The sequence below is a fragment of the Kitasatospora sp. NPDC058478 genome (assembly GCF_042720345.1).
GTDB lineage: Bacteria > Actinomycetota > Actinomycetes > Streptomycetales > Streptomycetaceae > Kitasatospora.
In genome coordinates this window covers 1-14,101 of the sequence record NZ_JBHXML010000124.1, presented here as the reverse complement: position 1 = coordinate 14,101, position 14,101 = coordinate 1, and the positions used below count along the sequence as shown (strand labels likewise).

General features: G+C 71.5%; 13 protein-coding genes. 5 read left to right on the top strand and 8 right to left on the bottom strand.

Going from position 1 to position 14,101, the window contains the following annotated elements; genetic code table 11:
• Positions 1-60: 60 nt before the first annotated feature.
• Complete coding sequence (locus ACFWPT_RS39745) at positions 61-825, bottom strand: polyprenol monophosphomannose synthase (RefSeq protein ID WP_380369740.1); 765 nt, start codon at positions 823-825, stop codon at positions 61-63.
• A 329-nt stretch (positions 826-1,154) separates the two neighbouring features.
• On the opposite strand from ACFWPT_RS39745, the gene manA reads away from it, so the two are divergent.
• Entirely contained in the window at positions 1,155-2,345 is a 1,191-nt protein-coding gene (manA, locus tag ACFWPT_RS39740) for a mannose-6-phosphate isomerase, class I (RefSeq protein WP_380369738.1), read from the top strand.
• Positions 2,346-2,419: 74 nt separating this feature from the next.
• Here the strand turns inward: manA and ACFWPT_RS39735 are convergent, their stop codons facing one another.
• Positions 2,420-3,886, bottom strand: a complete 1,467-nt coding sequence (locus ACFWPT_RS39735) for an acyltransferase (protein WP_079135734.1) — start codon at positions 3,884-3,886, stop codon at positions 2,420-2,422.
• Between the two features lie 92 nt (positions 3,887-3,978).
• Positions 3,979-5,625, bottom strand: coding sequence for a replicative DNA helicase (gene dnaB, locus ACFWPT_RS39730; protein WP_380369734.1), 1,647 nt, complete (start codon positions 5,623-5,625; stop codon positions 3,979-3,981).
• A 452-nt stretch (positions 5,626-6,077) separates the two neighbouring features.
• On the opposite strand from dnaB, the gene ACFWPT_RS39725 reads away from it, so the two are divergent.
• Positions 6,078-7,418 (top strand): MATE family efflux transporter, encoded by a 1,341-nt coding sequence (locus ACFWPT_RS39725; protein WP_380369731.1) that lies wholly within the window; start codon positions 6,078-6,080, stop codon positions 7,416-7,418.
• A 128-nt stretch (positions 7,419-7,546) separates the two neighbouring features.
• Here the strand turns inward: ACFWPT_RS39725 and rplI are convergent, their stop codons facing one another.
• The 4 genes from rplI to rpsF form a co-directional block, all read right to left on the bottom strand.
• On the bottom strand, positions 7,547-7,993 hold the full coding sequence (rplI, locus tag ACFWPT_RS39720; protein ID WP_063348488.1) for a 50S ribosomal protein L9: 447 nt from the start codon (positions 7,991-7,993) through the stop codon (positions 7,547-7,549).
• A gap of 17 nt (positions 7,994-8,010) precedes the next feature.
• The gene (rpsR, locus tag ACFWPT_RS39715; protein WP_030304537.1) at positions 8,011-8,247 is read right to left on the bottom strand and encodes a 30S ribosomal protein S18; all 237 of its coding nucleotides are present in this window, start codon (positions 8,245-8,247) and stop codon (positions 8,011-8,013) included.
• 80 nt (positions 8,248-8,327) lie between these two features.
• Entirely contained in the window at positions 8,328-8,945 is a 618-nt protein-coding gene (locus ACFWPT_RS39710) for a single-stranded DNA-binding protein (RefSeq protein ID WP_350876693.1), read from the bottom strand.
• A 96-nt stretch (positions 8,946-9,041) separates the two neighbouring features.
• Entirely contained in the window at positions 9,042-9,332 is a 291-nt protein-coding gene (gene rpsF, locus ACFWPT_RS39705) for a 30S ribosomal protein S6 (RefSeq protein ID WP_063348486.1), read from the bottom strand.
• A 315-nt stretch (positions 9,333-9,647) separates the two neighbouring features.
• Between rpsF and ACFWPT_RS39700 the strand changes: the two genes are divergently transcribed.
• The 3 genes from ACFWPT_RS39700 to ACFWPT_RS39690 all read left to right on the top strand — a co-directional run bounded on the left by ACFWPT_RS39700 (position 9,648) and on the right by ACFWPT_RS39690 (position 12,291).
• Positions 9,648-9,947 carry a hypothetical protein gene (locus ACFWPT_RS39700; RefSeq protein WP_063348485.1) on the top strand — a complete coding sequence of 100 codons (300 nt, stop codon included), beginning with the start codon at positions 9,648-9,650 and terminating at the stop codon, positions 9,945-9,947.
• Positions 9,948-10,124: 177 nt separating this feature from the next.
• Positions 10,125-11,243 carry a peptidoglycan bridge formation glycyltransferase FemA/FemB family protein gene (locus tag ACFWPT_RS39695; RefSeq protein ID WP_063348484.1) on the top strand — a complete coding sequence of 373 codons (1,119 nt, stop codon included), beginning with the start codon at positions 10,125-10,127 and terminating at the stop codon, positions 11,241-11,243.
• A 13-nt stretch (positions 11,244-11,256) separates the two neighbouring features.
• A complete protein-coding gene (locus ACFWPT_RS39690; protein ID WP_063348483.1) occupies positions 11,257-12,291 on the top strand; it encodes an alanine racemase in 1,035 nt (344 codons plus the stop codon).
• A gap of 31 nt (positions 12,292-12,322) precedes the next feature.
• On the opposite strand, the gene ACFWPT_RS39685 is transcribed toward ACFWPT_RS39690, so the two are convergent.
• Complete coding sequence (locus ACFWPT_RS39685) at positions 12,323-13,900, bottom strand: glycosyltransferase family 87 protein (protein WP_380369723.1); 1,578 nt, start codon at positions 13,898-13,900, stop codon at positions 12,323-12,325.
• Between the last annotated feature and the right edge of the window lie 201 nt (positions 13,901-14,101).

Genomic DNA, 14,101 nt, shown 5'->3' with positions numbered 1-14,101 from the left:
GTCCGTCGTGGCAACGGACGGGCCCCGGGCGGTTACGTCGTGGAGGTTACGTCGTGGAGCTCAGCGCTTGACCGCGCCGCGCAGGCGGGCCAGCCGGTCGGAGACGCCCCAGGCGGTCACCCGCCACAGCGCCTCGACGACGATGCTGCGGCTCATCTTGGACGCGCCCAGCTCGCGCTCGACGAAGGTGATCGGTACCTCGGCCACCTTGAACCCGGCCTTCACCGTGCGCCAGGCCAGGTCGACCTGGAAGCAGTACCCGGCCGAGGCCACCTCGTCCATGCCCAGGCCCAGCAGGGTCTCCTTGCGGAACGCCCGGTAGCCGCCGGTGACGTCCCGGATCGGCACGCCGAGCGCCAGCCGCGAGTAGGTCGAGCCGCCGCGGGAGAGCAGCAGGCGCGACTTCGGCCAGTTCACCACCCGGCCGCCCGGCACCCAGCGCGAGCCCAGCACCAGGTCGGCGCCGCGCAGCGCGCCCAGCAGCCGGTCCAGTTCCTCGGGCTGGTGCGAGCCGTCCGCGTCCATCTCGACCAGGACGTCGTAGCCGTGGTCGATGCCCCAGCGGAAGCCCGCGAGGTAGGCGGCGCCCAGGCCCTCCTTGCCCTTGCGGTGCATGACGTGCACGTTCGGGTCCTCGGCGGACAGCTTGTCGGCCAGTTCGCCGGTGCCGTCGGGGCTGTTGTCGTCGGCGACCAGCACGTGGGCCTCGGGGACCGCCGCCCGCACCCGGCCGACGATCCGCTCGACGTTCTCCGCCTCGTTGTAGGTCGGAATGATCACCAGGACCCTGCCGAGATCAGCAAAACTCTGCTGGTTCACGGTCACGTACAAACCTCTCGGCCGATGGCGGGGAGTGTCAGAACACCATCGCCCGCACTCTGGAACGCGGCTCCGCCGGCAGCCCGCCGACGGAGTGACCACGGTGGAAACTGCTGTGCAGGGCGGAGACTACTGCGTCCTGGCATCCTACTACCGCGCCCGGGAACCACCGGTCCGGCCAGGGCACTCCCCTCCGGTACCCGCCGTTTCCTCGCGGGCGACACCGGTCGGCTAGGGTCGATGACCTTGCCCGTGCCCGGACCCCCGCACCGCCGGGCCCGTTGCCCCGACGATCCGGCACACCCGCCACCCAGCGAAGGAGTAGGACCGCGCGCATGGACAGGCTCATCAACACCGTCCGCCCGTACGCCTGGGGGTCGCTGACCGCCCTGCCCGAACTGCTCGGGCAGGAGCCGACCGGCGAACCGCAGGCCGAGCTGTGGATGGGCGCCCACCCCGGCGACCCGTCCCGGGCCGACCGGGGCGAGGGGCCCCGCCGGTTGGACGAGCTGATCGCGGCCGACCCCGAGGGCGAACTCGGCGCCGCGACCGTCACCCGGTTCGGTCCGGCCCTGCCGTTCCTGTTCAAGATCCTGACCGCGGGCATCCCGCTGTCCATCCAGGCCCACCCCACGATCGCCCAGGCCCGCGCCGGGTTCGCCGCCGAGAACGCCCTCGGCATCCCGCTGGACGCCCCCGAGCGGAGCTACCGCGACGCCAACCACAAGCCCGAGATGGTCTGCGCGCTGGGCGCCTTCGAGGGGCTCTGCGGCTTCCGGCGGCCCGCCGAGGCGGCCGGGCTGATGGCCGGGCTCGCGGTGCCCGGGCTCGGCCCGCTGATCGACCTGCTGGCCGTCGAGGACGAGGCCGAGGCGCTGCGCGGCACGCTGGCCGCCATCCTCACCATGGACGGGAAGGCCGCCGAGGAGACCGTCCGGGAGACGGCCGCGGCCCTGGCCCGCACCGACCCGGCCGGCGACTACGGGCCGTACGCCCGGATCGCCGAGGACTTCCCGGAGGACCGCGGTCTGATCGCCGCCCTGCTGCTCAACCACTTCCGGCTCCGGGCCGGCGAGGCGCTCTACCTGGACGCCGGCGTGCCGCACGCCTACCTGGCGGGTGCCTGCGTCGAGCTCCAGGCCAACTCCGACAACGTGCTGCGGGCCGGCCTCACCCCCAAGCACATCGACCTGCCCGAGCTGCTGAAGGTCCTGGTCTTCGAGGCCGGCGCCCCCGAACTGCTGCACCCCCGCCCGGTCGACGGCACCGCCGGCGAGGAGCTCTACCCCGTCCCGATCGACGAGTTCCGGCTCTCCCGCTTCGTCCTGGACGGCCGGGACCGCGAGATCGACGGCCGCGCCCCGCAGATCCTGCTCTGCACCGAGGGCACCGCCCGGCTCACCGCCGCCGACGGCACCACCCTGGACCTCGCCCGCGGCCGGTCGGCCTTCCTCCCCGCCACCGGCGCCCCCACCCGGCTGTCCGGCACCGCCACGACCCTCTTCCGCGCCACCGTCACCGTCTGACGGCACCCGGGGACCACGCGCCGAGGGCTCGCCTCCCGGGTGGGAGGCGAGCCCTCGGCGTGTCCGTGCGGCGGTCAGCCGACCCGTTGCCCCGGGCCGCCGGCGCCGACTTCGACCGGCACCTGATCCTTCTCCTGATCCTGGCCCCCGCCCTGGCCCTTCTCCCCGGACTGGGCCGGAACAGCCCCGGCGGCCTCGCCGGTCGCGGGCGCCCCGATCGACACGGCGGCCGCCGGCTGCAGGGCGCTGCCCGGCCAGCGGCGCTCGACCGCCTTGGCCACCTTGCGGCCCAGCTTCTGCACGGGCAGCTCCACCAGCCGGTACATCACCCAGCTCGCCAGCATGATCACGACGAGGTACTCGGCCGTCCAGATCAGCTTGCCGCCGGTCGTCGGCGGCACCTTGGGCACGTGCAGCAGCGGCTGGATGGTGTGGACCAGCGGGACGTGCAGCAGGTAGAGCGAGAAGCTGATCCCGCCGAGCCAGGTGAGCGGCTTCGGGAAGCGGCGCTTGCGCAGCGCCATGCCGATGCCGAACGTGATCCAGGCCCCGAGGTAGGAGCCGGCCCAGGCCATCCAGCCGGCCGTCCAGGTGTTCTGCTCCATGCCGTCACGGTTGTACATCCAGGCGACGGCCACCCCCGCGACGACCACGAAGCCGCAGCACAGGATCGCCTGGAGGCGGTCGATCTGGCGGTTCTCGGCCCGGTAGATCGCGGTGCCCGCGAACATCGTCGCGAAGATCATCAGGGTCTCGAACATCGGGGCCCGGCTGTTGTTGTACATCAGCACGAAGCCCAGCAGACCGAGCGTGATCGCCCCGACCCGGGTCAGGTTCGGCCGGCCGCTCAGCACGCAGGCGAAGCCGAACAGCACGATCAGGACGGAGCCCCAGACGAGGTTGCGGGTCGAGGTGATGTCGCTGGTCAGCGTGTGGGAGGCGATGGAGGTACCGAAGAGCAGCGCCACGCCGGCGAAGCCGACCGCGATCGGGCCGCTGCGGCGGTGCTGGCCGACCGTGAAGAGCGCGGTGACCATGTAGTAGAAGACCATCTCGTAGCTGAGGGTCCACATGACGCCCAGGCCGTTCCAGACGCCCATGAAGTCCTGCAGCATGGTCGAGTTGGCGGCCACGTAGATCAGGTCGTGATCGGTGGCGAAGAGCGCGACCGAGCCGTCGCCCTTCGGGATGATGGCCAGCGCCACCGTGATACCGATGATCACCGGCGGCCAGAGCCGGAAGATCCGTCCGATCCAGAACGCCCGCACGTCCCCGCGGCGCTCCAGCGAGGCCGGGATGATGTAGCCGCTGACCAGGAAGAACAGCATGACGCCGTAGAGGCCCAGGTCGGCGTGCCACCAGATGAAGGACGCCACCCCGTCCGGCAGCATCTTCAGGACGTCGAAGTGGTGGAGCGCCACCACCAGGGCGGCCACGCCGCGAAGCGCGTCGAGCCAGCCCAGCCGACTGGCCGACCCGCTCGCCCGAGCCTTCGTGCTTCCCCCGGCCCGGCGGGCGGACAGCTGTCGTATCGTTTTCACCGCACGGACAGTAGCTCATCACACTGCTGCGTTGGCCTCGGTGACGGTCGGACGAGGCCCCCCGGTGCCCCTCGTCGGTGCCAGGTCCTGTCCTAGTCCCGGGTCATGTCGACGAAGCGCGAGTAGTGGCCCTGGAAGGCCACCGTGATGGTGGCGGTGGGGCCGTTACGGTGCTTGGCGACGATCAGGTCGGCCTCGCCGGCGCGCGGGGACTCCTTCTCGTAGGCGTCCTCGCGGTGGAGCAGGATGACCATGTCGGCGTCCTGCTCGATCGAGCCGGACTCGCGCAGGTCGGAGACCATCGGCCGCTTGTCGGTGCGCTGTTCGGGGCCACGGTTCAGCTGGGAGAGCGCGATGACCGGGACTTCCAGCTCCTTGGCCAGCAGCTTCAGGTTTCGCGACATGTCGGAGACCTCCTGCTGGCGGTTCTCGGCCCGGCGGGAGCCGCCGGACTGCATCAGCTGGAGGTAGTCGATGACGACCAGCTTGATGTCGTTGCGCTGCTTGAGCCGGCGGCACTTGGCCCGGATCTCCATCATCGACAGGTTCGGGGAGTCGTCGATGAACAGCGGCGCCTCGCTGACGTCGGGCATCCGGCGGGCGACGCGGGTCCAGTCGTCGTCCGTCATGTTCCCGGAGCGCATGTGGTGCAGCGCGACCCGGGCCTCGGCGGACAGCAGGCGCATGGCGATCTCGTTGCGGCCCATTTCGAGCGAGAAGATCACGCTCGGCAGCTTGTTCTGGATCGAGCAGGCGCGGGCGAAGTCCAGCGCCAGGGTCGACTTGCCCATCGCGGGGCGGGCCGCGATGACGATCATCTGGCCGGGGTGGAGGCCGTTGGTGAGCGCGTCGAAGTCGGCGAAGCCGGTCGGGACGCCGGACATCTGGCCGTTGCGGGAGCCGATCGCCTCGATCTCGTCGAGGGCGCCCTCCATGATGTCGGCGAGCGGCGCGTAGTCCTCGTTGGTGCGCTGCTCGGTGACGGCGTAGATCTCCGCCTGGGCGGCGTTGACGATCTCGTCGACGTCGCCCTCGGCCGCGTAGCCCATGCCGGCGATCCGGGTGCCGGCCTCGACCAGGCGGCGCAGGACGGCGCGCTCGTGGACGATCTGGGCGTAGTACTCGGCGTTGGCGGCGGTCGGGACGGAGTTGACCAGGGTGTGCAGGTAGGAGGCGCCGCCGACGCGCTGGAGCTCGCCGCGCTTGGTGAGCTCGCCGGCCACGGTGATCGGGTCGGCCGGCTCGCCGCGGGCGTACAGGTCGAGGATCGCGCCGTGGACCATCTCGTGCGCGGGCCGGTAGTAGTCGGCCGGCTTGAGCACCTCGACCACGTCGGCGATGGCGTCCTTGGACAGCAGCATGCCGCCGAGGACGGACTGCTCGGCGGCGAGGTCCTGCGGGGGGACGCGCTCGAAGCCGTCCGCGCCGCCCTGGCCCTCGTCGTCGCCACGTCGCTGCCAGCCGCCGCCACCGCCACCGCTCTGCGAACCGTCGCGCTGGGAGCCGCTCCGGCCGCCCTTGCCGCCCTTCTGGAAGCCGCCCTCGCGGCCGCCGCCGTCGCGGTTGCCGTCCCGGCCGCCGCCCTGGCCGGAGCGGCTGCGGGAGACCGGGAGCCGGTCGCCGGGCCCGTCGGGGAAGGACGCGTCGTCGAAGGCGCCGGCGGGGAAGGGGTCCTCGGCGGGCTGCCAGTCCTCCTCCGGCGGCGGGGCGTCGTGGTCGTCGTACTGGGGGCCGGTCACGCGTGTTCCCCGATCAGCGAGTGGTGCGAGTTGGAGCGGGTCTTGCCGGTGGCTGGGTGGAGCGGAGCCGCTCCTCTTTGTACGCCACGGCACCGACAAATCGGACGCCGGGGCGGGCGGGAGTGTCGGGCGGAGGGCCCACGCTAAGGCGCCGGGAGCCGTTCAGCCAAGGCGGTTATCCACAGGGGGTGTGGACGAGCGGCCCTGGGCTGTGGAGAAGTGCCGCAAAGCTGTGGACGCCCCTGTGGAAGGCCCTGTGGATAACCAGACCATCTGTCCACCGTCAACCTGTTGACCAGGTATTACCTCTTTCCGGGCCTGTGCATGAGAAATTCTTCACACACAGCCGGACCCCCGCGGGCGCGAAGCGGGCCGAACGCCTCGCTCAAGAATTCGAGTAATAGACAACTGCCACTAGCAGTCATTACCTGTGGATGAGTAGCCTGGAGCCCATGACCGCCCCTCCCGCAGCCCCGACCCCCTCCAGACGCCGGCACGACCGGGAGATCCTCGCACTGGCCGTCCCGGCCTTCGGCGCGCTGGTCGCCGAACCGCTCTTCCTGATGGCCGACTCGGCGATCGTCGGCCACCTCGGCACCCCGCAGCTGGCCGGAGTCGGCGTCGCCGCCGCCGCGCTGTCCACCGCGACCGGCGTGTTCGTCTTCCTCGCCTACGCCACCACCGCGGCGGTGGCCCGCCGGATCGGTGCCGGGGACCGCCGCGGCGCCGTCCAGCAGGGCGTCGACGGCATCTGGCTCGCCCTCGGCCTGGCCGTCCCGGTGGTGCTGCTCACCGTGCTGCTGGCCCCCTGGGCGGCCGACGTCCTGGGGGCCTCGGAGACCGCCGCCCCCTACGCCGTGACGTACCTGCGGATCAGCGCCCTGGGCATCCCCGCGATGCTCATGGTGATGGCCGCCACCGGCGTGCTGCGCGGCCTCCAGGACACCCGCACGCCGCTGCTGGTGGCGATCGCGGGCTTCACCGCCAACATCGGCCTGAACGCCGGCCTGGTGTACGGCGCCGGGCTCGGGGTGGCCGGCTCGGCCTGGGGCACCGTGCTCGCGCAGACCGGGATGGCCGCCGTCTACCTGGTCGTGGTGGTGCGCGGGGCGCGGCGCGAGCACGCCTCGCTGCGGCCGGACACGGCCGGCATCCGGGCCAGTGCGAGGGCGGGCGGTCCGCTGCTGGTCCGGACGGTCAGCCTGCGCGCGGTGCTGATGATCGCCACCGCGGTGGCCGCCAGGCTGGGCGACGACCAGGTGGCCGCGCACCAGATCACCATGACGCTGTTCAGCTTCCTGGCCTTCGCCCTGGACGCCATCGCGATCGCCGGCCAGGCGATCATCGGCCGCTACCTGGGCGCCGAGGACGCCCCGGGCGCCCGGGCCGCCACCCGCCGGATGGTCGAGTGGGGCATCGGCTCGGGCGTGCTGCTGGGTCTGCTGGTGGTGGCCGCCCGCCCGCTGTACGTCCCGCTGTTCACGCCCGATCCGGCGGTGCAGGGGCAGTTGGACACCGCCCTGCTGCTGCTCGCCCTCAGCCAGCCGGTCGCCGGCCTGGTCTTCGTGCTGGACGGGGTGCTGATGGGCGCCGGGGACGGCCCCTACCTGGCCTGGGCGGCGATCGCGACCCTGGCGGTGTTCACCCCGGCGGCGATCGCGGTGCCGGCCACCGGCACCGGGCTGGCCGGGCTGTGGTGGGCGATGAACCTGTTCATGCTGGTCCGCGCGGCCTTCCTGGTCGGGCGGGCGCGCGGCGGCCGCTGGCTGGTCACCGGGGCCGTCCGGAGCTGACGGCGCCGGGGCCGAGGGCTCCGGCACGGAATGCGCCGGCACCGAATGCGCAGGGGCCGAACGCTCCGGAACACGACCGAGGGCCGGACTCCCGGAGGAGTCCGGCCCTCAGGCCACTGCTACGGAACTCAGGCAGCGACGACGGCGACGTCGAGGTTGGCCTGGACGTCGGCGTGCAGCTTGACCGAGACCTTGTGGGTGCCCACGGTCTTGATCGGCGAGGCGATCGCGACGGCGCGCTTGTCCACGGCCGGGCCGCCGGCGGCCTTGATGGCCTCCACGACGTCGGCCTGGGTCACCGAACCGAACAGACGGCCGGCGTCACCCGAGCGAACGGCCAGCTTGACCTGGACGCCCTCGAGCTTGCCCTTGACCTCGTTGGCGGCCTCAAGGGTCTGGATCTCGTGGATCTTGCGGGCGCGACGGATCGCGTCGACGTCCTTCTGGCCGCCCTTGGTCCAGCGGATGGCGTAGCCACGCGGAACCAGGTAGTTGCGGGCGTAGCCGTCCTTGACCTCGACGACCTCGCCGGCGGAGCCGAGACCCGGCACCTCGTGCGTGAGGATGATCTTCATTACTTGGTCACCCTCTCTTAGCGCGCGGTGCTGGTGTAGGGCAGCAGCGCCATCTCACGGCTGTTCTTCACGGCCGTGGCGACGTCACGCTGGTGCTGGGTGCAGTTGCCGGTGACCCGGCGGGCACGGATCTTGCCACGGTCGGAGATGAACTTCCGCAGCAGGTTCGTGTCCTTGTAGTCAACGTAGTTGACCTTGTCCTTGCAGAAGACGCAAACCTTCTTCTTCGGCTTGCGAGCAGGCGGCTTCGCCATTGTGTGCTCCATTTGGGGTTCACGGCCCGGCCTGCGTCCTCAGGACGCCGGCGGCCGGGCCGCACGAAATCTGTCAGCTCTTAGAACGGAGGCTCTTCCGAGAAGCCGCCACCGGACGGGGCGCCCCAGCTGCCGCCGCCCTGCTGGCCGCCGGACGGAGTGCTGGACGCCCACGGGTCGTCGGAGGGGCCGGACTGGCCGCCGCCGCCGGAGTTTCCACCCCAGCTGCCGCCGCCCTGCTGGCCGCCACCGCCGCCCCAACCGCCCTGCTGGCCACCGCCGCCGCCCTGCTGGCCGCCGAAGCCGCCACCAGAGCCGCCGGGGCCACCGGACCGGTTGGCCCGGGTGACCTTCGCGGTCGCCGAGCGCAGGCTCGGGCCGACCTCGTCGACCTCGACCTCGAAGACCGTCCGCTTCTCGCCTTCCTTGGTCTCGTAAGACCGCTGGCGCAGTCGGCCCTGCACGATGACGCGCATGCCGCGCTGCAGCGACTCGGCCACGTTCTCCGCCGGCTGCCGCCAGACGTTGCACGTGAGGAAGAGGCTCTCGCCGTCCTTCCACTCGTTCGTCTGACGGTCGAAGGTGCGGGGGGTGGACGCGATACGGAACTTCGCGACCGCCGCACCCGACGGGGTGAAGCGCAGCTCGGGGTCGTCGACGAGATTGCCGACGAGGGTGATGACGGTCTCGCCTGCCATGGTGGTGATGACCTCTCGGGAAGATGTCCGTTCACCGCTGTTTCACGTGAAACAGCGGACGCGAGCTACCCGAGACCCGAAGGCCTCAGAGGTGGCTCAGTGGGTGTCCGGGCGCAGGACCTTGGTCCGCAGAACCGACTCGCTCAGGCCCATCTGGCGGTCGAGCTCCTTGACGACCTCAGGCGTGGCCTTCAGGTCGATGACCGAGTAGATGCCCTCGGACTGCTTGTTGATCTCGTAAGCCAGACGGCGACGACCCCAGGTGTCGACCTTCTCCACCTTGCCGCCGGCGTTCCGGACGACGGTGAGGAAGTTCTCGATCAGGGGGGAGACAGCGCGCTCCTCGACCGAGGGGTCGAGGATGACCATCACCTCGTAGTGACGCATGGGTAACCCACCTCCTTTGGACTCAACGGCCACGGTCTCTCCGTGGCAGGAGGGTTGTGCAGCGTCGGCACCGGAGCAGTGACGACACCGGCCACCGTAGCGGCCGGGTCCGACAATCGGGCCCCGCTCACCCGACAGGGTGGTCGCCCGGAAGAGGGCGCAAGGGGGCACAACTACACCAGTGCAGACGGCACAGCCTACCCGCACCCGGACGGCCGAACAAAACGCATAGGGGTTGTGAGACGGGCCCAACCGCCGCAATCTGGACGGAACGGGATTCCTGCCCGTTCGTCTCCACGCCAGGAGGTGGGACTCATGGCCCAGTCCGTCCACCGCATGCCCGCGCTCACACTGAACACCGACGGCCACCCGCACCCCCGCGAGAACGCCCTGGTGGGCCTCACCGCCGTGCTGGGCGTGATCGCCTTCACCACCTCGTTCTTCCACAACCTGCACCTGCTGACCTCGTGGACCGGCCTGTTCGGGATCATCACGGGGCTGCTCGGCATGTTCGTCTCGGTCACCACGGCCGAGCGCTTCGTGCTGATGATCACGCTCGGCGCCTCCGCCATCGGCTTCTACCTCGGCATCGCCCGGGGCGGCCTCTGGGGCTGAACCGCCCCGGTCGCACCGTTCCGGAACCCTCGGCGCCCCCGTGGCGTATCTGCAAGGAGACAGGTACGCGACGGGGGCGCCGTCGCGCCCGCAGCGGCGGGCGCCCGGGCCCCGGACGATAGGGTCAGCCCGAGAACCTGGGCCCACCGCAGCCCGACCGACGAGGAGCACCGAGCAATGAGCCTGCGCCTGAGGACGATCACCCGCGAGGAGCACCTCGCCTTCATCAGGAGCCGCGCCTCGGCCAGCCACATGCAGGTGCCGTCGTGGGGCGACGTGAAGGCCGAGTGGCGCTCGGAGTCGATCGGCTGGTTCGACGAGGCCAACCAGCTCGTCGGCGCCGGCCTGGTGCTCTACCGGCAGCTGCCCAAGCTCAAGCGCTACCTCGCCTACCTGCCCGAGGGCCCGGTCATCGACTGGTTCGACCGGGACCTCGACCGCTGGCTCTCCCCGATGCTCGCCCACCTCAAGTCGCAGGGCGCGTTCTCGGTCAAGATGGGCCCGCCGATCGTCATCCGCCGCTGGAACGCCCCCACCATCAAGGAGGCCATCGCCGGCAAGCAGGCCAAGCGCCTGCGCGACGTCGAGGCCGACTGGTACGAGGCGCGCGCCTTCGAGGTGGCCGACCGGCTGCGCAAGGCCGGCTGGCTGCAGGGCGAGGACGGCGGCGCCGGCTTCGGCGACGTCCAGCCGCGCTACGTGTTCCAGGTGCCGCTGGCCAACCGCTCGCTGGACGACATCCACAAGAACTTCAACCAGCTCTGGCGCCGCAACATCAAGAAGGCCGAGAAGAGCGGCGTCGAGGTGTACCAGGGCGGCTACGACGAGCTGCCGATCTTCCACCAGCTCTACCTGGTGACCGCCGAGCGCGACAAGTTCACCCCGCGCCCGCTGTCCTACTTCCAGCGGATGTGGAAGGCCCTCACCGCCGAGGACCAGAACCGGATGCGGCTCTACATCGCCTACCACGACGGCGAGCCGCTGGCCGCGACCACGATGCTGGTGGTCGGCGAGCACGTCTGGTACTCCTACGGCGCCTCGGCCAACCACAAGCGCGAGGTCAAGCCGTCCAACGCGATCCAGTGGCGGATGATGCGCGACTCCTACGCGCTCGGCGGCGGCGTGTACGACCTGCGCGGCATCAGCGACACCCTGGACGAGAACGACCACCTGTTCGGCCTGATCCAGTTCAAGGTCGGCACCGGCGGCCAGGCCGCCGAGTACCTCGGCGAGTGGGACTTCCCGCTCAACAAGCTGCTGCACAAGGCCCTCGACCTCTACATGTCCCGCCGCTGAGGAGGCTGACCCGATGACGCTGTCGCTCTACCTCGACACCGAACGCTGGCGCACCCACCAGCGCTCCGTCCTCGCCGAGTTCCCCGGCCTGGTGCCGGTCGCCAAGGGGAACGGCTACGGCCTGGGCAACCACCGGCTGGCCGAGGAGGCGACGCTGCTGGGCACCGGTGTGCTGGCCGTCGGCACCGCGTACGAGGCGGCCGACGCCGCCGAGTGGTACGGCGGCGAGCTGCTGGTGCTCACCCCGTACCGGGTCGGCGAGGAGGCGCTGCCGCTGCCGCACGCCCGGGTGATCCGGACGGTGGCGAACCTGGACGCGCTGCGGGCGCTGCGCGGCGCCCGGGTGGTGGTGGAGTGCATGACCTCCATGCGCCGCCACGGGGTGAGCGCCGCCGACCTCACGGCCGTCGCCGCCGAGCTGGACGGCGTCGCCTTCGAGGGCCTGGCGCTGCACCTGCCGATGGACCGGCCGGACGGCTCCAGCCCGACCGAGGAGGTCGTCCACTGGGTGGACACCGCCCGGGCGGCCGGGGTGCCGGTGCACACCGTGTACGTCAGCCACCTCGGCGCGGCCGGCATGGAGCAGCTGGCCCAGCGCTACCCGGACATCGTCTTCCGGGCCCGGATCGGCACCCGGCTCTGGCTGGGCGACCACGGCGCGCTGGAGGTCCGGGCCACGGTGCTGGACGTCACCCCGGTGAAGAAGGGCGACCGCTACGGCTACCGCCAGCACCCGGCGCCGGCCGACGGCCACATCGTGGTGGTGGCCGGCGGCACCGCGCACGGCATCGGCCTGGAGGCGCCCAAGTACGTGCAGACCATGGCCTCCCGGGCCAAGGGCATCGCCCGGGCCGGCCTGGCGACCGTCAACAAGACCAAGTCGCCGTTCCACTGGGCCGGCAAGCAGCTCTGGTTCGCCGAGCCGCCGCACATGCAGGTCTCGCTGCTGTTCCTGGACGGCGAGACCAAGCCCCCCGCGATCGGCGAGGAGCTCGGCCTCCAGGTCCGGCACACCACCACGCACTTCGACCGCGTGGTGGACCGCTAGGCCCTGTCCGGCCCTAGAACGACTGAAGCGCCTACGCCTTCTCGGCCGGCTCCGGCAGTTCCGGCTCGTCCAGCCACTGCTCGGAGCCGGCCGGCGCGTATCCGGCGTAGCTCTCCTCCTCGCGCAGCGTCCGGGCGGTGCCGAGCACGAACACGTCCGGGGCCCGGTCGAGCACCCCGCCGGACGGGTCGTCGCTGCCGTCCCAGCGCACCGGGTCGCGGTCCGGCTGCAGGGCGTCGCGGACCACCATGACCACCAGGTAGAGCGTGCCCAGCAGGTGCAGCACGACCGCGAAGTGGTACCAGGCCTCGCCGATCCCGTGCTGCTTGGGCCCGGTGACGAAGCCCAGGTGGGACCAGATTCCCAGGGTGTACAGCACCTCGCAGGCCTGCCAGATCAGGAAGTCCCGCCAGCGCGGCCGGGCCAGCACCGCGAGCGGCAGCAGCCAGAGCGCGTACTGCGGCGAGTACACCTTGTTGACCAGCACGAACAGGGCGACCACCAGGAAGGCCAGCTGCGCGAAGCGCGGGCGGCGGGGCGCCGTGAAGCCGAGCCACGCTATGGCCAGGCAGCCGAGGACCATCAGCACGCCGATGTAGAGGTCGAGGTCGGCCAGCCCCGTGCCCCGGCTCTGCATCAGGATCAGCCAGAACGAGCCGTAGTCCTCGGCGCGGTGCTTGCTGAACACGTAGAAGGTCGACCAGCCCTGCCAGTTGGCCGCCATGATCGGCAGGTTGACCAGCAGCCAGGAGCCGACCGCGCCGGCCAGCATCACCCGGAACTCACGCCACTTCCCGGCCCGCCAGCAGAGCACCAGCAGCGGGCCGAGCAACAGCACCGGGTAGAGCTTGGCCGCGGTGGCCAGGCCGATGAAGACACCCGCCCAGCCGGGCCGGGAACCGGACCACCAGGCCATCGCCACGGCGGCCAGCGCGACCGCGAGGAGGTCCCAGTTGACCGTGCCGTTCAGCAGCAGGACGGGCGCGAGCGCGAACAGCAGGGCGTCCCAGGGGCGGCGGCGGTGGGTGCGCGAGAGCGCCACCACGGCGACCACCGCGCAGGCCATCAGCAGCCCCGCGTTGATCGCCCAGAACCACCGCTCCTGGTCCTGCGAGGTGCCGGCGCCGGGCGTCAGCCAGGCCGCGACCTGCATGAACAGGCCGGTCAGCACCGGGTATTCGAGGTACTGCAGATCCCCCGAGGTGCCCGGGATGCGGTCCACGTACGGGTGCAGCCCGGCCGAGAAGCCGCGGCCGGAGAACAGGTGCGGGATGTCGCTGTAGCAGGCGTGGATGTACTGCGGCGAACCCGGCTGGAACCAGGCCTGGTTGTAGCAGGGCGCCTTCTGCACCATGCCGAGCACCGAGACCACGATCACCGCCAGCGCCAGGAAGCGCGCCGGGATCCACCAGGAGACGCCCAGCAGCGCCCGGCGGCCCGGCGGGCCGCCGATCACCTCGCTGCCGGCCGCCGCCACCGGGTCCTCGTCGGCCGGGACGACCACGGTGTTGACCGGCGGCGCGGCCGTGGCGACGGCCGGCCCGACCGGCCCTGCGGCGTCGCCGGGCCCGGCCGGCCCTGCGGATTCGTCACGATCGCTCGACGTCATGCCGGACATCCTGCCGCACCGGCCCCACCGGGACGAGGAGGACCCCGCAACGGGCCCGGCCTCCGTCGCCCGGCGGCACGGCGAATCATGACGAAACGGCGGTGGGGGGCCGCCGGCGAGGGGCGCCACCCCCGGTGGGTGTAGTCGGACAGCGGGGGGTGGGGAGGGCAAAAACCCCGTGATGCCCCCCGCCCCGCCGGG

Coding starts and splice junctions, on each gene's coding strand:
- manA (WP_380369738.1), top strand. CDS start 1,155: ATGGACAGGCTCATCAACACCGTCCGCCCGTACGCCTGGGGGTCGCTG.
- ACFWPT_RS39725 (WP_380369731.1), top strand. CDS start 6,078: ATGACCGCCCCTCCCGCAGCCCCGACCCCCTCCAGACGCCGGCACGAC.
- rplI (WP_063348488.1), bottom strand. CDS start 7,993: ATGAAGATCATCCTCACGCACGAGGTGCCGGGTCTCGGCTCCGCCGGC.
- rpsR (WP_030304537.1), bottom strand. CDS start 8,247: ATGGCGAAGCCGCCTGCTCGCAAGCCGAAGAAGAAGGTTTGCGTCTTC.
- ACFWPT_RS39710 (WP_350876693.1), bottom strand. CDS start 8,945: ATGGCAGGCGAGACCGTCATCACCCTCGTCGGCAATCTCGTCGACGAC.
- rpsF (WP_063348486.1), bottom strand. CDS start 9,332: ATGCGTCACTACGAGGTGATGGTCATCCTCGACCCCTCGGTCGAGGAG.
- ACFWPT_RS39700 (WP_063348485.1), top strand. CDS start 9,648: ATGGCCCAGTCCGTCCACCGCATGCCCGCGCTCACACTGAACACCGAC.
- ACFWPT_RS39695 (WP_063348484.1), top strand. CDS start 10,125: ATGAGCCTGCGCCTGAGGACGATCACCCGCGAGGAGCACCTCGCCTTC.
- ACFWPT_RS39690 (WP_063348483.1), top strand. CDS start 11,257: ATGACGCTGTCGCTCTACCTCGACACCGAACGCTGGCGCACCCACCAG.
- ACFWPT_RS39685 (WP_380369723.1), bottom strand. CDS start 13,900: ATGACGTCGAGCGATCGTGACGAATCCGCAGGGCCGGCCGGGCCCGGC.